Annotated in this window: 19 protein-coding genes; 9 read left to right on the forward strand and 10 right to left on the reverse strand. The window is 72.0% G+C overall.

Translation table 11 applies throughout. The features are described 5' to 3' along the window. Nucleotides 1-10: 10 nt before the first annotated feature. The 3 genes from ACFYZE_RS31265 to ACFYZE_RS31275 all read left to right on the forward strand — a co-directional run bounded on the left by ACFYZE_RS31265 (nucleotide 11) and on the right by ACFYZE_RS31275 (nucleotide 4,750). Nucleotides 11-1,417 (forward strand): NAD(P)/FAD-dependent oxidoreductase, encoded by a 1,407-nt coding sequence (locus ACFYZE_RS31265; RefSeq protein WP_389001439.1) that lies wholly within the window; start codon nucleotides 11-13, stop codon nucleotides 1,415-1,417. A gap of 124 nt (nucleotides 1,418-1,541) precedes the next feature. Then, nucleotides 1,542-4,193 carry a glycosyl hydrolase gene (locus ACFYZE_RS31270; RefSeq protein ID WP_389001442.1) on the forward strand — a complete coding sequence of 884 codons (2,652 nt, stop codon included), beginning with the start codon at nucleotides 1,542-1,544 and terminating at the stop codon, nucleotides 4,191-4,193. Nucleotides 4,194-4,261: 68 nt separating this feature from the next. Beyond that, a complete protein-coding gene (locus tag ACFYZE_RS31275; protein ID WP_389001445.1) occupies nucleotides 4,262-4,750 on the forward strand; it encodes a GNAT family N-acetyltransferase in 489 nt (162 codons plus the stop codon). 42 nt (nucleotides 4,751-4,792) lie between these two features. On the opposite strand, the gene ACFYZE_RS31280 is transcribed toward ACFYZE_RS31275, so the two are convergent. From ACFYZE_RS31280 to ACFYZE_RS31305, 6 genes are all read right to left on the reverse strand, one after another. Next, nucleotides 4,793-5,548, reverse strand: coding sequence for a PP2C family protein-serine/threonine phosphatase (locus tag ACFYZE_RS31280; RefSeq protein WP_389001448.1), 756 nt, complete (start codon nucleotides 5,546-5,548; stop codon nucleotides 4,793-4,795). Nucleotides 5,549-5,582: 34 nt separating this feature from the next. Then, entirely contained in the window at nucleotides 5,583-5,768 is a 186-nt protein-coding gene (locus ACFYZE_RS31285; protein WP_389001451.1) for a hypothetical protein, read from the reverse strand. A 99-nt stretch (nucleotides 5,769-5,867) separates the two neighbouring features. Beyond that, nucleotides 5,868-6,542, reverse strand: a complete 675-nt coding sequence (locus ACFYZE_RS31290; protein WP_389001454.1) for a pentapeptide repeat-containing protein — start codon at nucleotides 6,540-6,542, stop codon at nucleotides 5,868-5,870. Nucleotides 6,543-6,595: 53 nt separating this feature from the next. After that, on the reverse strand, nucleotides 6,596-7,096 hold the full coding sequence (locus ACFYZE_RS31295) for a hypothetical protein (protein WP_389001455.1): 501 nt from the start codon (nucleotides 7,094-7,096) through the stop codon (nucleotides 6,596-6,598). 13 nt (nucleotides 7,097-7,109) lie between these two features. Further along, nucleotides 7,110-7,622: a GNAT family N-acetyltransferase gene (locus tag ACFYZE_RS31300; RefSeq protein WP_389001457.1), complete on the reverse strand. Its 513-nt coding sequence runs from the start codon at nucleotides 7,620-7,622 to the stop codon at nucleotides 7,110-7,112. 109 nt (nucleotides 7,623-7,731) lie between these two features. Next, nucleotides 7,732-8,307 carry a TerD family protein gene (locus ACFYZE_RS31305; protein WP_103839798.1) on the reverse strand — a complete coding sequence of 192 codons (576 nt, stop codon included), beginning with the start codon at nucleotides 8,305-8,307 and terminating at the stop codon, nucleotides 7,732-7,734. A 150-nt stretch (nucleotides 8,308-8,457) separates the two neighbouring features. Here ACFYZE_RS31305 and arfB point away from each other — a divergent pair, with 150 nt between their 5' ends. Next, nucleotides 8,458-8,895: an alternative ribosome rescue aminoacyl-tRNA hydrolase ArfB gene (arfB, locus tag ACFYZE_RS31310; protein ID WP_103839797.1), complete on the forward strand. Its 438-nt coding sequence runs from the start codon at nucleotides 8,458-8,460 to the stop codon at nucleotides 8,893-8,895. Nucleotides 8,896-8,964: 69 nt separating this feature from the next. Here the strand turns inward: arfB and ACFYZE_RS31315 are convergent, their stop codons facing one another. Next, complete coding sequence (locus tag ACFYZE_RS31315) at nucleotides 8,965-9,540, reverse strand: flavin reductase family protein (protein ID WP_389001460.1); 576 nt, start codon at nucleotides 9,538-9,540, stop codon at nucleotides 8,965-8,967. Between the two features lie 375 nt (nucleotides 9,541-9,915). On the opposite strand from ACFYZE_RS31315, the gene cdgB reads away from it, so the two are divergent. Further along, a complete protein-coding gene (gene cdgB / locus ACFYZE_RS31320) occupies nucleotides 9,916-11,595 on the forward strand; it encodes a diguanylate cyclase CdgB (RefSeq protein WP_389001462.1) in 1,680 nt (559 codons plus the stop codon). Between the two features lie 117 nt (nucleotides 11,596-11,712). Then, nucleotides 11,713-12,651 carry a CBM35 domain-containing protein gene (locus tag ACFYZE_RS31325; RefSeq protein WP_389001465.1) on the forward strand — a complete coding sequence of 313 codons (939 nt, stop codon included), beginning with the start codon at nucleotides 11,713-11,715 and terminating at the stop codon, nucleotides 12,649-12,651. 22 nt (nucleotides 12,652-12,673) lie between these two features. Here the strand turns inward: ACFYZE_RS31325 and ACFYZE_RS31330 are convergent, their stop codons facing one another. The 3 genes from ACFYZE_RS31330 to ACFYZE_RS31340 form a co-directional block, all read right to left on the reverse strand. Further along, a complete protein-coding gene (locus tag ACFYZE_RS31330) occupies nucleotides 12,674-13,603 on the reverse strand; it encodes a 1-phosphofructokinase family hexose kinase (protein WP_389001468.1) in 930 nt (309 codons plus the stop codon). 156 nt (nucleotides 13,604-13,759) lie between these two features. Continuing rightward, nucleotides 13,760-14,902 carry an N-acetylglucosamine-6-phosphate deacetylase gene (gene nagA / locus ACFYZE_RS31335; protein WP_389001471.1) on the reverse strand — a complete coding sequence of 381 codons (1,143 nt, stop codon included), beginning with the start codon at nucleotides 14,900-14,902 and terminating at the stop codon, nucleotides 13,760-13,762. Beyond that, nucleotides 14,902-15,846, reverse strand: coding sequence for an ROK family protein (locus tag ACFYZE_RS31340; RefSeq protein ID WP_389001474.1), 945 nt, complete (start codon nucleotides 15,844-15,846; stop codon nucleotides 14,902-14,904). Before ACFYZE_RS31340 ends, nagA begins: the two co-directional genes overlap by 1 nt. A gap of 173 nt (nucleotides 15,847-16,019) precedes the next feature. On the opposite strand from ACFYZE_RS31340, the gene ACFYZE_RS31345 reads away from it, so the two are divergent. From ACFYZE_RS31345 to otsB, 3 genes are all read left to right on the forward strand, one after another. Beyond that, on the forward strand, nucleotides 16,020-17,243 hold the full coding sequence (locus ACFYZE_RS31345) for an extracellular solute-binding protein (protein ID WP_389001643.1): 1,224 nt from the start codon (nucleotides 16,020-16,022) through the stop codon (nucleotides 17,241-17,243). 49 nt (nucleotides 17,244-17,292) lie between these two features. Then, nucleotides 17,293-17,520 carry a DUF3263 domain-containing protein gene (locus tag ACFYZE_RS31350; RefSeq protein ID WP_103839790.1) on the forward strand — a complete coding sequence of 76 codons (228 nt, stop codon included), beginning with the start codon at nucleotides 17,293-17,295 and terminating at the stop codon, nucleotides 17,518-17,520. Nucleotides 17,521-17,600: 80 nt separating this feature from the next. Then, nucleotides 17,601-18,446: a trehalose-phosphatase gene (gene otsB / locus ACFYZE_RS31355; RefSeq protein ID WP_389001477.1), complete on the forward strand. Its 846-nt coding sequence runs from the start codon at nucleotides 17,601-17,603 to the stop codon at nucleotides 18,444-18,446. Nucleotides 18,447-18,501 lie beyond the last annotated feature (55 nt).

Below are 18,501 nucleotides of genomic sequence, written 5' to 3' on the forward strand. Positions count from 1 at the left end.
CGTCCCGCGCATGAACAGTGCGGTGAATGGCGTCGTCAACGGCGGCGTCTCCTTCTGGTACGCCGACGACGGCCTCCCCGAGCCCCGGGAACCCCTCGCCGGGGACGCGTCCGCCGATGTGGTGATCGTCGGCGGTGGCTACACCGGTCTGTGGACCGCCTACTACCTGAAGAAGGCGGCGCCCTTCCTGCGGATCATGGTTCTGGAGCAGAGGTTCTGCGGCTACGGCGCCTCCGGTCGCAACGGCGGCTGGCTCTACAACGGCATCGCGGGCCGCGACCGGTACGCGAAGCTGCACGGCCACGAGGCCGCCGTCCGCCTGCAGAGGGCGATGAACGACACGGTCGCCGAGGTCGTCCGCGTCACCGAGGAGGAGGGCATCGACGCGGACGTGCACGCCGGCGGCGTTCTGGAGGTGGCGTACACGCCCGCGCAGCTGGCCCGGCTCAAGGCGTTCCACGAGCAGGAGCTGGCGTACGGCGAGAAGGACCGCGAGCTGTACGGCGCCCGGCAGACCGCCGAGCGGATCCGGGTCGCGGACGCGGTCGGCTCGACCTGGACCCCGCACGGGGCGCGGCTGCACCCGGTGAAGCTGGTCAAGGGCCTCGCGGCGGCCGTCGAGGCCCTCGGCGTGACGATCCACGAACACACCCCGGTCACCGAGATCCGTCCGAAGCACGCGGTGACGCCCTACGGCACGGTCCGCGCCCCCTACGTCCTGCGCTGCACCGAGGGCTTCACCGCCTCCCTGAAGGGGCAGCGGCGCACCTGGCTCCCGATGAACTCCTCCATGATCGCTACCGAGCCGCTCACCGAAGCGCAGTGGGAGCGGATCGGCTGGGAGGGGCGCGAGACGCTGGGCGACATGGCGCACGCGTACATGTACGCCCAGCGCACCGCCGACGGCAGGATCGCGCTCGGCGGCCGCGGTGTCCCGTACCGCTTCGGCTCCCGCACGGACAACGACGGCCGCACCCAGCCCGCCACCGTCGAGGCGCTGTACGACATCCTGGTCCGCTTCTTCCCGTCGCTGGCCGGGATCAGGGTGACCCACGCCTGGTCGGGGGTGCTGGGTGTGCCGCGCGACTGGTGCGCCACGGTCACCCTGGACCGCTCCACAGGCCTCGGCTGGGCGGGCGGCTACGTCGGCTCGGGCGTCGCCACCACCAACCTCGCCGCCCGCACGCTCCGCGACCTCGTCCAGCAGGACTCGGGTCAGGCGGGCCCGACGGAGCTGACGGCGCTGCCGTGGGTGAACCACCGGGTGCGCAAATGGGAGCCGGAACCGCTGCGCTGGCTGGGCGTGCACGGCCTGTACGCCACGTACCGCACGGCGGACCGGCATGAACGGACGGCGCCCGGCATCGAGTCGTCACGGCTGGCACAACTGGCCGACCGGGTCGCCGGACGCCACTGACGCATCCGGCAAATCTTTACGCTCTGATTGCCCGTAAGCGCTTCTCCCTCAACTCCCGTCTCCCCAAAGCTGTGGGCAGCTTGTGTCATGTACGCCACGGCTCTTAGGGGAGGGCACCTTTTTCATGGCAGGCGACGGGTTGCGCAGAAGACGGGCATGGGCGGCGGTGTTCGCCGTGTCCGCCGCGCTGGGTCTGACGGTCACACAGGCCCAGGCGGCATCGGGTACCCATACGGACCCCTTCGGGGTGCGGGCACTTCGGAAACAGGCCCTTGTGAACCAGCACAAGGGCCTGTCGCCGTTCGCGAAGACGGAGGACCCCGGGGATCCCGGGGGCGACGAGGACGAGGCCGGGAACATCGCCGAGCAGGCGGACCAGTACGCGGAGGCCCGCACCTCGCCGGGCATCGTGGCGCCGGGCGCCTACGGGGCCGCGTACGACGAACTCAGCGGTCTGCGGCACACGCACAGCAAGTGGAGCGAGCTGACGCGGCTGCCGTACGACTCCGACGACCCGCGCTACCGGGACGTCAACTCCAACTCCAGCGGCGGCGCCGGGCGGGTCACGGGGCGCGTGACCGGGCTCGCGGCCGACAACCACGGTTATGTGTACGCCGGTTCGGCCAACGGCGGTGTCTTCCGCTCCCGCACGGGCGGCGGGCACTGGCAGAACATCTCCGACGGCCTGCCCGCCCTCTCCACCGGCGACCTCCAGCTCGACGGCCGCGGACGGCTGTGGTACGCGACCGGTGAGGCCAACACCAGCGCGACCTCGTTCCTCGGCACGGGTGTCTACGTGCTCGACGACCCGCGCGACGGGAAGTTCAGCACCCGTGACCGGGTCGGCGGGGACGAGCTGGAGTCCACCTCGATCAACGCGCTGAGGTTCGGCGGGGACAAGGTGTGGGCGGCGACCACGCGCGGCGTGTGGAGCCACTCCACGAAGTACCTGAAGGGCCCCTGGAAGCTGGAGTTCGCCCCCAACCCCGACTACCTGCCGGGCGGTTCCAAGGCGAGCGACCCCGACGCGGCGTACAAGAACATCACCAGTGACATCGCCATCGACCCCAAGGACCCGAGCAAGGTCGTCCTCGCGGTCGGCTGGCGCGGCGGCGACACCTACAACGGCTTCTACGCCAAGGGCCCCGGTGGCTGGCAGCGGCTGACCGGGCTCGGGGACCTGCCGAGCGACAGCGGCGACGTGGGCAACGTGACCTTCGCCCGCAGCGCCGACGGCTCCCGCTACTACGCGATCGACCAGTCGCCGGCGATGACCAACTCCAACCCGGACAGCGGGCTCGCCGGCATCTTCGTCTCCAAGTCCGGCTCTCCGGCCGGGCCGTGGACGAAGATCGCCGACTACAAGCAGCTGCGCGACTCCGGTTCGGCGCTCACCGGCGCCGGGTACCAGCCGGGCATCCAGTCCTGGTACGACCAGTTCCTCACCGTCGACCCGAAGAACCCCGACCACGTCTACGCGGGTCTGGAGGAGGTCTTCGAGACCAAGGACGGCGGCAAGAGCTGGACCGTGCCCGGGCCGTACTGGAACTTCGGCTTCCCCTGCTGGTCCATCGACCCCGCCAAGCAGAGCGGTGACTGCCCCTCCACCGTGCACGCCGACCAGCACTCGGTGGCGATCGGCAGCAACGGCGGTGCGCCGTACCTGGTGGTCGGTGACGACGGCGGCGCGTTCCGCAGGCCGCTGAACGGCTCGGCGAACGCCTCGGGCCACGCCACCGACTGGACGTCCCTGAACGACGGCACGATGGACGCGCTGCAGTACTACTCGGTCGGCGTGGGCATCGACCAGGCCGCGCGCGGGCTCGCGGTCAGCGGCGGTCTGCAGGACAACGGGCAGTCGATCCTGCGCGCCGGCGACCGCGTGATGGGCTCCAACTTCGGCGGCGACGGCGGCGACACGATCGTCGACCCGGCCAACGGGTGCAACGTCGCCTCCGAGTACGTGTACCTGGCGGTCGCGGTCACGCAGAACTGCGCCGTCAATGACGGCAGCTGGGTCGCCGACCCGTCGAAGGCGACCACCTACTCCGTGGCCCCGCCGGACAACGCGACCAGTGAGGCGCGCTTCATCGCCCCGCTGAACTCCGACATCAAGGACGCGAACACCTGGGTCGCGGGCGGCCGGCACGTGTGGATCAACACCAAGGGGTGGGCGATCCGCAGCGGCAGCGAGTGGCTGAACGCGTTCGACCTCGGTGCGGGCCACACCGCGACCGCTGTCGCCTCATCCGGCGGCAAGGTGTACGCCGCCTGGTGCGGCCCCTGCAACAACAAGGGCTTCACCCGGGGCATCGCGGTCGGCAACGCGGACGGCACCGGCTGGCACCAGCTGAACCTGCCGGTCGACGGGACGGTCCCCAACCGCTACCTCGCGGGCCTCGCGATCGACCCGGCGGACTCCAGCCACGTCCTCCTCGCGGTCAACGGCTTCTCCCGGAAGTGGACCGAGGGGCCGGGCGCCGGTGTCGGGCACCTGTTCGAGACCCGGGACGGCGGCGCGACCTGGAAGGACATCTCCGGGAACCTGCCGGACGTGCCGGCCAACACGGTCGTGCTGCTGAAGAACGGGACCGTGGCGATCGGCACCGACCTCGGCGTCCTGGTCCGCCCGGCGGGTGCGTCCAGCTGGAAGGTGGCGGGCACCAACCTGCCCACGACGGCGGTCATGCAGCTCCGCACGGGCCCCGACGGACGGCTCTACGCGGCCACCCACGGACGCGGCATCTGGGCGATCGACGTACGGCGCCTGCGCTGAGCCGCAGGTGACGGCGGGGTGGGGCCGGGCCTTGGTGGGCCCGGCCCCACCTGTGTTTGACTGCCCGCATGATCCGCACCGCGACTCCCGACGACATCCCCGTCATCCACACCCTGATCCGTGAACTCGCCGCCTACGAGAAGGCGGCCGAGGAAGCGCGGGCCACGCAGGAGCAACTGAGCGAGGCGCTGTTCGGCGCCCGGCCGGCGGCCTTCGCGCATGTCGCGGAGGACGACGGGGGAGAGGTGGTCGGGTTCGCGCTGTGGTTCCTGAACTTCTCCACCTGGCGGGGCGTGCACGGCATCTACCTGGAGGACCTGTACGTCCGCCCGGAGGCCCGCGGCGCCGGCCACGGCAAGGCGCTGCTGAGGGAACTGGCCCGCATCTGCGTGGAGCGCGGCTACGAGCGCCTGGAGTGGTCGGTGCTGAACTGGAACCGCCCGTCGATCGACTTCTACGAGGCTCTGGGCGCCCGACCGCAGGACGAGTGGACGGTGTACCGGCTGACCGACGGGCCGCTGGCGGAACTGGGGCGGTCCGCGGCGCGCAGGGGGTAGGAGCCCGCCCCCTCTAGCAGGGGGTAGGAGAGCCCGCCCCCTCTAGTCGTCGGCGACGCGGACGACCGCGAGGGTGATGTTGTCGGGACCGCCCGCGCTGATGGCTGCCTTCCACAGTTCGAAGGCGGCCCGTGCGTCGTCGTGCTCCCGCAGCACCGCGTCGATCGTGTCCTGTGGCACCGGATCCGTGAGGCCGTCCGTGCAGACGAGATAGCGGTCGCCCGGTGACAACGGCGTCGCCGTCACATGCGCCACGACGGCACGGTAGTGCGGAGAGCCGCCGAGGCACTGCGTGACCAGCGAGGTGGTGCGCTGCCCCGGAGCCGGTGGGGGGCTGTCGTCCACGCTCACCTGCCGCAGTCCGTCCGGGGACGCGGCGAAGACCCTGCTGTCCCCCACGTTGAAGACCAGCAGTTCCTTGGGCAGCATGACGGCACCCGCGACGGTGGTGCCCATCATCGCGAGGCCGCGGCCCTCGTCCTCGCCGCCCTCGGCGGCCGTGTAGACGGCACGGTTGCTGGAGTCCACGGCGCCCCGGAGGGCGTCCTCACTGCCCAGCGCCGGCCCGAGGGCCGCGAACCGCCGTGCCACGAGCGCGCTCGCCACCTCACCCCCGGGGTGCCCGCCGAGGCCGTCGGCCACGGCGACCACCAGGGGCGTCCCCAGGGGGAACACCAGCGTCTGCGGGTTCTCGGTGACGGTGGCGCACAGCGTCCACGGCCCGGCGACGAGACTGTCCTCGTTCTTGTCCCGCAGCAGGCCCGGATGGCTGAGCGCGCTGACAGCGACATACGGCACCGAAGGCCACCGCCGATCTTCGGATCACCCGTGGTCAGAGGCGTTTCGGCCCCTGCTCGTCCGACCGCTCGCCCTCCGCCTGGGACGGCTCCGTGCGCGGTACGTCCGGGTGCTGCTCCATGGTGCTGCGCTCGCCCGGCTCGTCGCGCTCGCCCTCCGCCTGCGACGGGGTGTGCGAGTAGAGCCAGGTGTCGTAATCCGAGGCTCCGGATGACTTCATGGCGGGCCTCCTTCGTCGCTCCCCCCTCCATGGTCCACCCACGCGACCGCCATGGCGAGACGAGCCACGTCGTACGTCGCCGCCCGGGCCCGTCCGCCGTCAGTCCGCCTCCGCGACCCGCAGCCCCATCGCCGCCGCCAGCACCGGCGCGAGATCCAGCAGCTGCGCGTGGCTGATCGCCGCGCCGGACAGGCGGTCCACCCCGCGGGCGACATCCAGCTCCGCCGCGCGGCGCAGGTCCACGTCGACCAGGGTCGCCGCCGTCAGGTCGGCTCCCTTCAGCACGCAGTCCACGAACTCCACCCGCTCCAGCCGGGCGCCCCCGAAGTCCGGCTCGATGAGGACACAGCCCTCGAAGACGACGTCCTTCAGCCGCGCCTTGCGCAGGTTCAGGTAGTCGATCTTGCCGCCGCGCACCAGTACCCGCTCCAGCACCGCCCCGTGCAGCTGCGTCCCGCCGAGCCGGGCGTCCACCAGCTCCACATCGCGCAGGGTCGCCTCCGCGAGGTCCGTGCCCACGCCCCGTATGCCCGTGAGGACCGAGTCCAGCACGCGAGCGTGGTTGAGCCCCGTACCGTCCAGTGCGCACCCCGTCAGCGCGCAGTCCATGAACCGGGCGCCCCCGCCGTCCTGCCCCGCGAGATCCGCGTCCCGGAACTCCAACCCGTCGTAGTCCCCGTCCGGCGCCACCTCCCCGTCCGTCCACGCCACCAGCTCGGGCAGCCGCACCTGAGGCCGCCGCGCCGCCCTCACCACCTGCGCCTTCCGCACCATGCCCCCATGCTGCACCCCGCCACTGACAATGGCCCCGGCCTGCGACTCCTCCGTCAGGCGACCCGGGGGAATCGGGCCTGCAGTGTCCAGATCGCCGGGTTCTCGCCGAGGTCCTCGTGCAGGTCGGTCAGGTCGGCGAGCAGGTCCTGAAGGAAGTCCCGGGCCTCGCGGCGCAGTTCCGTGTAGGGGAACGTCAGCGGGGGCTCGGCCGGCGGCAGCCACTCCGCCTCGATGTCCACCCAGCCGAAACGGCGCTCGAAGAGCAGGCGGTCGGTCGACTCGGTGAAGTCCAGCTCCGCGCGCTGCGGCCGGGCGGCACGGCTGCCGAGCGGGTCCCGGTCGAGCCGCTCGACGATGTCGCACAGCGCCCACGCGAAGTCGAGCACCGGCACCCATCCCCAGGCTGTGGACAGCTCCCGGTCCGCCTCGGTGTCGGCGAGATAGACGTCGCCGCAGAACAGGTCGTGCCGCAGGGCGTGGACGTCCGCGCGGCGGTAGTCGGTCTGCGGGGGGTCGGGGAAGCGGTTGGAGAGGGCGTAGCCGATGTCGAGCACGGGGGCGATGGTGTCACAGGGCCTTGCGCAGCACGGCGCACGGGCGGCCCCGGTCACGGTCCGGGCGGCGGTCGACGACCTCGTAGCCGAGCGCCGTCCAGAAGGCGAGGGCCGCGGGGTTGTTCTCCAGCACGGCCAGGCGTGCGGCGGTGCGGCCCGCGGCGCGGAAGCGGTCCTCGACCAGGGACGCCAGCAGTCGCCCGTGCCCGTGCCGCTGCATCGCCGCGTCCACCATCAGCAGGCCGATCCACGGGTCCGGGTCGGCCGGGTCGGGGTGGTGGGCCAGAGTGACGACGATTCCGACGAGCCGCCCGAAACTGCGGGCGAGCAGGACCTCCACATCGGGGTGCGCCAACTCGTCGGCCAGCGCGGCCGCCACCTGCTCCGGGCGGATGTCGTCCGGGTCGGGGAAGTCGCCGCTCAGGGCGTGGAACTCCCGGTTGGAGGCGTAGAGCGCGGTGAGTTCGGTCAGCAGCTCACCCGGAATGTCGTGGTCGGGGGCGGGGGAGAGGGGCTCGAGGATCACTCGGGCAACGTATCGCGGACGGGTCCCGCACGGGTCGTGGGAGGCCGGGGACCACGCCGGAGTCCCGGCCTCCCGGACCGGGACTCCGGTGCGGAGACAGGGGGCTCCGTCAGACGTTGACGCCGAAGTCCTGGGCGATGCCCACCAGGCCCGACGCGTAGCCCTGGCCGACCGCGCGGAACTTCCACTCCGCGCCATTGCGGTACAGCTCGCCGAAGACCATGGCCGTCTCCGTGGCCGCGTCCTCCGACAGGTCGTAGCGGGCGATCTCCTGGCCGCCGGCCTGGTTGACGATGCGGATGTAGGCGTTGCGCACCTGGCCGAAGTTCTGCGAGCGGGACTCCGCGTCGTAGATGGAGACCGGGAAGACGATCTTGTCGATGTCGGCCGGGAGCGCCGCCAGGTTGACGTTGATCGCCTCGTCGTCGCCCGCGCCCTCGCCCGTGCGGTTGTCACCCGTGTGGACGATCGAGTTGTCCGGGGTCTGCTTGTTGTTGAAGAAGACGAAGTGCTGGTCCGAGTAGACCTTCCCCTGGGCGTTGACCGCGATCGCGGACGCGTCCAGGTCGAAGTCCGTGCCGGTGGTGGTGCGGACGTCCCAGCCGAGGCCCACGGTGACGGCGGTCAGGCCCGGAGCCTCCTTGGTGAGCGAGACGTTGCCACCCTTGGACAGGCTTACAGCCATTGTTGGGAGTCCCTTCCCTCGTTGCGTGTGCGGATGAAGCTACCGCCACCTCTAGCAACGCCAAGGGGGGTACTCGCGGTTCCGGGTTCCTTTACCTTTTTTACCTGACGCCGGAAATCGGGATGACGCGGACCGGGCGGAGCGGGGAACATGGACGGCATGTCCGGTCCTTACGTCGTTCGCGGCTCCGTCTCGCTCCCCGAGGCCGAGCTGATGTGGCGTTTCTCGCGGTCGTCGGGGCCCGGCGGACAGCACGTCAACACCAGCGACTCGCAGGTCGAGCTGCGCTTCGACCTGGCGAACACCGAGGCCCTTCCCCGGGTGTGGAAGGAGCGCGCCCTCGAGCGCCTGGCGCCCCGCCTGGTGAACGGGGTCGTCAGTGTCCGCTCCTCCGAGCACCGCTCCCAGTGGCGCAACCGCGAGGCCGCCGCGGTACGCCTGGCGGCGCTGCTCGCGGAGGCGACCGCGCCCCCGCCCAAGCCCCGCAGGCCGACCCGGATCCCCCGGGGGATCAACGAGCGGCGACTGCGGGAGAAGAAGCAGCGCTCGGAGACGAAACGCGGCCGATCCGCTCGTGACTGGACGTAGGCGGACAGCCGGGCCGGCGGCTCGGACCGGACGCCGCGAGCTGATCGGACTCCATTGCGCTCGGAGCTCTTACCCCAAGTGCCGGTACCGCCCCCGGAAATACATCAGCGGTCCGCCCTCCGCGCTCGGCACCCGGGCCGTGAGCACCCTGCCGATCACCAGTGTGTGATCGCCCGCCTGCACCCGCTGTTCCGTGCGGCACTCCAGGGTCGCCAGTGCGCCGCCGACCAGCGGTGCGCCGGAGACCTCGCCGCGGGTGTACGGGATGTCCTCGAACAGCAGGCGGTCGCTGACGCGGCCCTTCATCGCGAAGCGTCCCGCGATGTGCCGCTGGCTCTCCGAGAGGACGGAGACCGCCCACAGCGGCTGCTCGGCGAGCAGGTCGTCCATGCGGGCGCCCTCGCGCAGGCTCACCAGCACCAGGGGCGGGTCCAGGGACACCGACATGAAGGCGGTCGCCGTCATGCCGACGTCCTCGGCCTTCGGCCCCTCGGGGTCCAGCGCCGGCTCGTGCGAGGTCACCAGGACCACGCCCGCCGCCAGCCGGGACATGGCAGCGCGGAACTCGTCGTTGCTCACCCCCTCAGGATGCCCGGAGGAGGGCGGCACGGCGGACACGGACGGGACAGCGGAAGTCTTGAGCACGTCAAAACGCTAGTCCCCGCTCACGGCCGCCCGCATCGGGCCCGGGTCCGAATCGCGGCCTAGGACCAGCGGCGGACGTCGTAGGATCACAAGGTCCGCACACAGGGCCCGCATCGAGTCCGGAAGCATTCCGCGGAACACAGGGAAAATGCGGAACCTCTCCTTAATTGTTCATCTTTGGCTGTGACTTGAGTCACAGGAAGCGTATTTTGTTGACCCTGTGTACCTAGTGGGCAGCGCGCTGTGATTCAGTGGCGGAGGCGCTGCACGACGCTACCCGTGGAGTACGCCGAGTAGCGTGCCGCGGAAGACCGGGAGAACGGTAGTACGCCGACGCGTCCCTGGAGCTGCTGCGAGATCTCGAGGGGAGGGCGAATGGAGACCGAGTCGGAGCCGTACGTCCGCCTTGCGACCCTGAGGCAGCTGCACCAGGTGATGGCGGACATGAACACCGCCCGCAGCCTGGCGGACACGCTGCAGACTGTGGCCGACGGCATCGTGAACGGTCTCGGCTACGAGCTGGCCGCCGTCAACCTCGTACGCCCGGACGGTGACCTCGTCGTCGCCGCGCTCGCCGGGAACTCGGCAGCGGAGGCGCTGATCACCGGCCGCGTCGGCTCCCGCGCCTCCTGGGAGAGGCGCCTCAGCATGGGTGAGGCCTGGGGCACCCTGCGGTTCATACCCCACACGGAGGGCTGGATCCTCGACGAGGACGACGTGCCGCAGTGGTACACCGACGGTCCCGAGCCCCGCTTCGAGGACGAGTGGCACCCCTCCGACCGTCTCTTCGCGCCCATGTACACGCCGGGTGCCCAGGGCAGCTCCTGCGGCGAACTCCTCGGCGTCATCTCCGTGGACCGGCCGCGCAACGGGCGGCGACCCGGCGCCTGGGGGCGCGAGGCGCTCCAGATGTACGCCTTCCACGCCGCCATCGCCATCAGCAACGCCCGGCTGCGGGCCAACATGCAGCGGGCCCTGGTCCGCCTGGAGCGGGAGCAGCAGGCCCTGCGCGCCAGCGAGGAGTCCTTCCGCCAGGCGTTCGAGTACGCCCCCTCCGGCATGGCCATCGCCGAGATGGGCGGCGACCAGCACGGCCGGATCCTGCGCACCAACGACGCGCTGTGCCGCCTGCTCGGCCGGCCCGCCTCCGCGATGCGCCGCTACTCGTTCTCCGACCTCGTCCACCCCGAGGACATCGGCACCCTGCTGCGCACCTCCGCCGAGGGCGGGCGGGCCGAACTGCGGCTCGGGCGCCGGGACGGCACCTATGTGTGGGTGTCCCTGCGCAACTCCGTCGTCGCCGACGCCGCCGACGGGCCCCGCTTCCTGCTCACCCACGTCGAGGACATCGAGGAGCGCAAGCGCCGCGAGCTGCAGCTCGCCCACCGCGCCTCGCACGACTCGCTCACCGGCCTGCCCAACTCCGCGGAACTGCGCGCCCGTCTGTCCGCCCGCCTGTGCCGGCGCCCGCAGTCGCTGCCGCCGAGCGCGGCGGACTCCCTGGACGCCGCGTACGGCGACGGGTTCCGCAGCGACCACCCGGCCGCCCACGACGGCGGCGGCCACGCCTTCGACTTCCACGCCGGGCCGGGGCCGTACGACGCCTTCGACCACCATGTGCACACCGTCGCCCCGGACGGCGGCAGCGACGACGGCACCAAGGGCCTCGCGGTGCTCTTCTGCGACCTCGACGGCTTCAAGTCCATCAACGACCGGTTCGGGCACAACGCGGGCGACGCCGTCCTCATCGAGGTCGCCCGGCGGCTCAGCCGCGGGGTGCGGGACGGGGACACGGTGGCCCGGCTCGGCGGTGACGAGTTCGTCGTGCTGGCCGACGGGCTCGGCAAGGCCGACGCCCAGGACCTCGCCGTCCGTCTGCGCAACGAGATCATCCAGCCGATCCGGGTCGACGGCCGCGCCATGCGGGTCGGCGCGAGCTTCGGCATCGGCTGGGCACACTGCGGCATGACGGCGGACGAAGTGCTGAAATCGGCTGACGAGCGGATGTACGTAGAGAAACGGTCGCGTCCCAAACAGCACAGGCGTGCGGGATAAACCGCAGGTCAACCCATGGGTGATGGGAACAACAGCCGTGTCCGGTCCGGGGACCGGGTAGGCTCGCCATTCAGCCACGTACGCATCTGGACCCGCACCTGTTGAGGAGACCTAGGGATGACGCCCGGCAACAACGGCGCGAGCACGCCCGAGGACGACGACCCGTTCGGCTACCTCTACGCCGACGGTCAGGCCAACGGCGCCCAGCCGCCCTCCGGCGGCTACGGCTACCCGGGCTCCGTCAACAGAGTGCGCACGGTCGGTCAACGCCAGTACGGCCAGCCGCAGGCCCAGACGGCCGCCTACGGCCAGGTCCCCCAGCAGCAGGCGTACGGCCGCCCGAACGCGCACTACGCGGCGCCGGAAACGGTGCCGGGCGGTGCCCAGACGACCCGTCAGACCCCCACGGCCCCGCCGCCCGGCCCCGGCCGCGGCCGGGGCCCCAACACCAAGGGCCTGTTGATCGGTGCCGTCGCGGTGGTCGCGGCGGTCGTCATCGGCATCGGCGTCGCCATGATCACCGGCGACTCGAACGACGGGAAGAAGGGCGGCCAGGCGGCCTCCAGCCCGTCGACCGCGCAGAGCGCGTCCCCGAGCCAGTCCGCCACCCAGCAGTCCACGGACGAGGGCAAGCTGCCGACGATCGACGCGAAGGCACTGCACCTGGAGGGTGGCGCCACGACCGCGTCCGACGTCAAGGGCGCCCAGGCCGACGGCGGTGTCTACGTCGGCAACTTCAACAACGTGGGCGCCGCCGTGACCTGGACCGTGGACGTCCCCTCGACCGGCAAGTACACGCTGCACACCGGCTACGGCGTGCCCGGCGTCGACGCCACCGCCACCCTCACGGTCGACGGCACGGCGCAGACCACCCCCATGTCCCTGAAGAACTGGGCCAATGCGCCCCAGGGCGACTGGGAGAAGGGCTGGACGAAGACGTACAACTACATCCAGCTCAACAAGGGCACCAACACGATCCGGATCTCCTGCGAGCAGGGGAACCAGTGCAACGCCTACCTCGACCAGCTGTGGCTGACGAAGGGCTGGTCGAAGTAGGGCCCTCAGAAGGGCTCTACGGCTACGCCGCCGTGACCTCGCCCGTCACCGCAACCTGGTCCAGCAGCTCCTCGTAGGTGCGCCGGTCGAACTCGCCCGCTGCCGGGGCGAGCACCGTCGCCGCCGAGAGGGCCGCCGCCCGGGCCAGGCGGGCCGGCCACGGCAGGTGGTCCACCAGGCCCGACAGCAGGCCCGCGACCGCCGAGTCGCCCGCACCCGTCGGGTTGCCCGTCAGGCGGCGCGGCGGGGCGGCCCGCCAGCGGCCTTCCGTGTTGACGGCGAGCAGGCCCTCCGCGCCCAGTGAGGCGACCACCGTGTGTGCGCCGCGCCGACGGGCGTCCCGGGTGGCCTGCAACGGCTCGTGGGAGCCGGTCAGTTCGGCCAGTTCGTCGGCGTTCGGCTTGACGATGTCCGGGCGGGCGGCGACCCCGCGGCGCAGCGGCTCCCCACTGGTGTCGAGCAGCACCGGGACGCCCGCCGCCCGTGCGGTGCGCACCAGGTGGGCGTACGCCCCCACGGGCACGCCGGGCGGCAGGCTGCCGCACAGGGCCACCGCGGCGGCCGAGCGCACCAGGTCGTCGTACGCCTGAAGGAAGGCCGACCACTCGGCGGGCGTTATCACCGGGCCGGGTTCGTTGAGCTGGGTGGTGTCGCCGGTGGACTGGTCGACCACCGCGATGGTGCGCCGGGTGGCACCCGCGACCGGGACCAGCGCGTCCACGAGACCGTGCGTGCGGGTCAGTTGCTCCTTGAGGGTGCGGCCCGTGGCGCCGCCCGCGAAGCCCGTGGCGGTCACCTGGTGTCCGAGCGCGGCGAGCACCCGGGCGACGTTCAGGCCTTTTCCGCCGGGCCGTTCGGTCACCTCGGTCACCCGGTGCGAGGTGTGCGGCCTCAGCTCCCGTACGCGATAGGTGATGTCGAGAGCGGTGTTCAGCGTGACCGTCAGGATCACGTCGGGACCTCCCTCGAGAGTCGTGCCGGCGCGGTCCGGGGCCCGGATTCGTCAGTGCGCCTGCCGTCGGCGGTTGCGGAGGCTCGATCATGCCAAAAGAGTCGGCGGTCGGCCCAGTCCCCGGGGCCGACCGCCGCACGCCAACAAACGGATCAATCACCCCAGTTGGGGATCGACCACCCACTGCCCGCGGCGCATCACGCCCTTGAGGCGGAAGTCGTCGTCCAACAGCACCAGGTCGGCGTCCTTGCCGGGCTCCAGGGAGCCCACCCGGTCGTAGACGCCGAGCAGCTTCGCCGGGCCCGCCGAGATGGCCGTGACGACGTCCTCCACCGCCAGCCCGTCCACGGTCACCGCCCGGCGGAACGCGCGGTCCAGCGTGAGCGTCGAGCCCGCGATCGAGCCGCCCTCCACCAGCCGGGCCACCCCCTGACGGACCTCGACCTCGAGCGGGCCGAGCATGTACCGCCCGTCCCCGATACCGGCCGCGTCCATGGCGTCCGTGATGAACGCCACCCGCGCCGCGCCCGCCTGACGGAACGCCAGCCGCAGCGCCGCCGGATGCAGATGGACGCCGTCGTCGATCAGCTCCACCGTGATCCGCTCGTCCTCCAGCAGGGCGGCGACGGGGCCGGGGGCGCGGTGGCCGAGCTGCGGCATCGCGTTGAACAGGTGGGTGGCGACCGTGGCGCCCGCGTCGATGGCCTGGACCGTCTGCTCGTAGGTCGCGTCCGTGTGCCCGATCGCCGCGATCACCCCGTGCTCGACGAGCAGCCGTACGGAGTCCAGGCCGCCGGGCAGTTCGGTGGCGAGCGTCACCATCGCGGCCCGGCCGCGCGCGGCGTCGATCAGCTTGCGCACCTCCGCCGGATCGGGATCGCGCAGCAGCGCCTCCGAGTGCGCGCCCTTGCGGCACGGCGAGATGAACGGCCCCTCGAAGTGGATGCCGGCGATGTCCTCCTGCTCGGCCAGTTCCGACAGCAGTCCCGCCTGCTGGACGAGGACGTCCATGTCGTCGGTGACGGTGGAGGCGACGAGCGTGGTGGTGCCGTGCTCCCGGTGGGTGCGCAGGGCCGTCAGGACGTCGTCCACCGTGCCGGAGAAGGACGCACCGCCGCCGCCGTGGTTGTGGATGTCCACGAAGCCGGGGACCAGCCAGTGGCCGCTTACGTCGATGATCTCGGCGCTCTCGGGGGCGGACCCGGCGATGCGCGTGCCCTCCACGGCCAGGCGGCCGTCGTCCACGACCCCGCTGGGCAGTACCACCCGGGCACCGGCGAGAACCTTCGTAGTGGCCATCAGATGGTTACCTCCGCAGGGTCAGTGGTTTCGAGGAGATCCCAGGCCATGAGCCCGGCACCGAGGCAGCCGGCCGCATCCCCCAGCGTCGCGGGGACGATCGACGGCAGCTTCTGGAAGGTCACGCGGCGACGCACGGCCGCGCGCAGCGGTGCGAACAACGTTTCCCCGGCCTCGGCGAGCCCGCCACCGATGATCAGGGTGCGCGGGTCCAGCAGGGTGAGCGCCGTCACCAGGCCGTCGGCGAGGGCGTCCACGGCGTCCTGCCAGACCTTGCGCGCCCGCGGGTCCCCCGACGCCACGGCCTTCGCGCAGTCGGCGGCGTCCGCCTCCGGGGCACCGGCCGCCTCGGCCCACGCCTCACCCACGGCGGCCGCGGACGCGTACCGCTCCAGACAGCCGCGCTGACCGCACGGGCACGGGCTCCCCTGCGGCCGTACGACGATGTGGCCGATCTCGCCCGCGAAACCGTGCGCCCCGGCCTCCATCCGGCCGCCGATGCCGATGGCGCCCGCGATCCCGGTGCCGAGCGGCACGAACAGGAACCGGTCCGTCCCCCGGCCGGCGCCGAGGCGCCCCTCGGCGAGCCCGCCGGTGCGCACGTCGTGCCCCAGCGCCACGGGCACCTCGTCGAGGCGGCGGCTGAGCAGATCCCGCAGGGGCACATCGCGCCAGCCCAGGTTGGCCGAGTAGGCGGCGACACCGCGCTCGGCGTCCACGATCCCGGGGACGGCGACGCCCGCGGCGGCCGCGGGTTCGCCCAGGTGGCGCTCGCCGTGCGCGCGCAGCTCGGCGGCGAAGGCGAGAACCGACTCCACCACGGCGTCCGGCCCGCGCTCACGTCCGGTGGCCCGGCGCGCCCGGTGCAGCAGCTCGCCCCCGGCCCCGACCAGGGCGGCCTTCATCCCGGTGCCGCCCACATCCAGGGCGATGACATGTCTCACGGGGACCAGTGTCGCCCCTCGACCCGGAAGAGGTCTAGTCCACTCAGGTGGTGTAGACCTTATCCTTTGGATATTCCGAATGACGAGACGGCAGGGCCAGAGCAGTGCAGCGACGCGGAACGCGCAGGACGACATGGGGCAGGGGTCTGATCGCGGCGGTGTCCGCCCTCGGCATGACCGGAGCCCTGGCGAGCTGCGCGGGTGCGGTGGGTTCCGGGGACGTCACCCTGCGGCTGGTGGCCGCGGACTACGGGGACTCGTCGGGGAACAGCTCCAAGAAGTACTGGGACCAGCTGGTCAAGGACTTCGAGGCGGAGCACTCCGGAATCAAGGTCGACGTCGGCGTCTACTCGTGGAACGACGTGGACCGCAAGGTCAAGGAGATGGTGGCCAGGGGCGACGCTCCCGACATGGCGCAGATCGGGGCGTACGCGGACTACGCCGCGGCGGGCAAGCTGTACGAGGCCTCGGACGTCCTCTCGATCCCCGTCCAGGCGGACTTCGCCTCTGAGCTGAGTGACGCCGGCAAGGTGAACCGGACCCAGTACGGCATGCCGTTCGCCGCCTCCACGCGGATCCTCTTCTACAACAAGACGCTGTTCTCCGAGGCCGGCATCACCACCCCGCCGCAGAGCTGGAGCGACCTGGCGACGGACGCGCAGCTGCTCAGGGCCAAGGGCGTGAAGTACCCCTACGCGCTGCCGCTGGGCCCCGAGGAGGCGCAGGCGGAGACGATGCAGTGGCTGCTCAGCGGCGGTGCCGGCTACCTGGACGCCTTCGGCTCCTACGACCTCGACTCCACGCAGAACGTGGCCACCTTCACCTGGCTGAAGGACAACCTGGTGAGCAAGGGGCTGACGGGCCCGGTGGCGCCGGGGAGGCTGAACCGCGCCGACGCCTTCGCCGCGTTCACGCGTGGCGAGGTCGGGATGCTGAACGGCCACCCGTCCCTGATGAAGGCGGCGCGCGAGAAGGGCGTGAGGTTCGGCATGGTGCCGATGCCCGGGATCAACGGCCGGGCGAAGTCGACCATGGGCGTGGCGGACTGGATGATGGCGTTCCGGCAGGGCGGCCACAAGGACCAGATCCGTGAGTTCCTCGACTACGTGTACAGCGAGAAGAACGTGCTGTCCTTCTCCCGGGAGTACGACCTGCTGCCCGTGACGAGCTCCGCCCAGGAGGCCATGGCGCAGTCGTCCAGGGACCAGGACCTGGAGCCGTTCCTCCAGGAGCTGCCGAGCGCCGAGCTGTACCCGGTCGGCAAGACGTCGTGGGCGACCGTCAGCGCGGACATCAAGAAGCAGATAGGCAAGGCGGTCGGCCCGGACGGCAGCCCGGCGGCGATCCTGGGCCAGCTGCAGCGGGCGGCCGTCACAGCGGACAACGCGGCCCGCTGACGGCAGGCACGCGGGGGAGCGTGTCGGACCCACCGGTTACGGTTCCCCCATGGACGACCTGAACCCGAGAGAGAAGGCCATCCTGGCCCTGGAGGGCCGCGGTTTCTCCGGGCCGGGGGCCAAGGAGCGGGCCATACGGGAGCAGCTCCATCTCGCCCCCGTCCGCTACTACCAGCTGCTCAACGCCCTCCTCGACGACCCCAGGGCCCTGGCCCACGCCCCGGTCACCGTCAACCGCCTCCGCCGCATCCGCGAGGCACGCCGCGCGGAACGCTGAGCGCGTGGCCCTGGGACGCGCCGGGCGCGCCCCCGTGACCCCGTGGGTGCGCCCGGCCCCGCGCCGATAGGGTCGGACCCATGGGCAGCCACACGGACTCCTTGCCGACGCCCGCCACCCCGGCCGGGCGTGACGGTCTCGACGCCATCCTCGCGCGGCCCGAGCGGGCCGTCCTCGCCTTCGACTTCGACGGGACGCTCGCCCCGATCGTCCCCGACCCCGACCAGGCCCGCGCCCACCCCGACGCGGTCCCCGCCCTCGCGGCCCTCGCCCCGAAGGTCGCCTCCGTCGCGGTCGTCACCGGCCGCCCCGCCGGCGTCGCCGTCCGCCACGGCGGCTTCGCGGGCGTCCCCGGACTCGACCACCTCGTCGTCCTCGGCCACTACGGCGCCGAACGCTGGGACGCCCGAACCGGCACCGTCACCGCCCCGGCCCCCCACCCCGGAGTCGCCGCCGTCCGCGCCGAACTCCCCGGCTACCTCGACGAGATCGGCGCCTGGCGCGGCACCTGGATCGAGGAGAAGGGCCGCGCCGTCGCCGTCCACACCCGCCGTGCCGAGGACCCGCAGGCCGCCTTCGAGGCCCTGCGTGAACCCCTCGCCGACCTCGCCGCCCGCCACGGCCTGATCGTCGAGCCCGGCCGCATGGTCCTGGAACTGCGCCCGCCGGGCATGGACAAGGGGGTGGCCCTGTCGGAGTACGTCCGGGAGACCGGCGCCGAAGCGGTCCTGTACGCGGGCGACGACCTCGGCGACCTCCCCGCCTTCGCCGCCGTGGACAAACTCCGCTCCGACGGCGTCTGCGGCCTCCTCGTCTGCAGCGGCAGCGACGAGGTCACGGAACTCGCGAAGAGGGCGGACCTGGTGGTCGACGGCCCGCAGGGGGTCGTCCGCCTTCTGCGGTCACTGTCACGAAGGCTGAGCTGAGGCGCGCCCGAAGGCGCGCCCCTGCGGGAAACACCCACCGGCCCGCACCCGGAAC

It is taken from the genome of Streptomyces sp. NPDC001796, assembly GCF_042892355.1.
Lineage (GTDB): Bacteria > Actinomycetota > Actinomycetes > Streptomycetales > Streptomycetaceae > Streptomyces.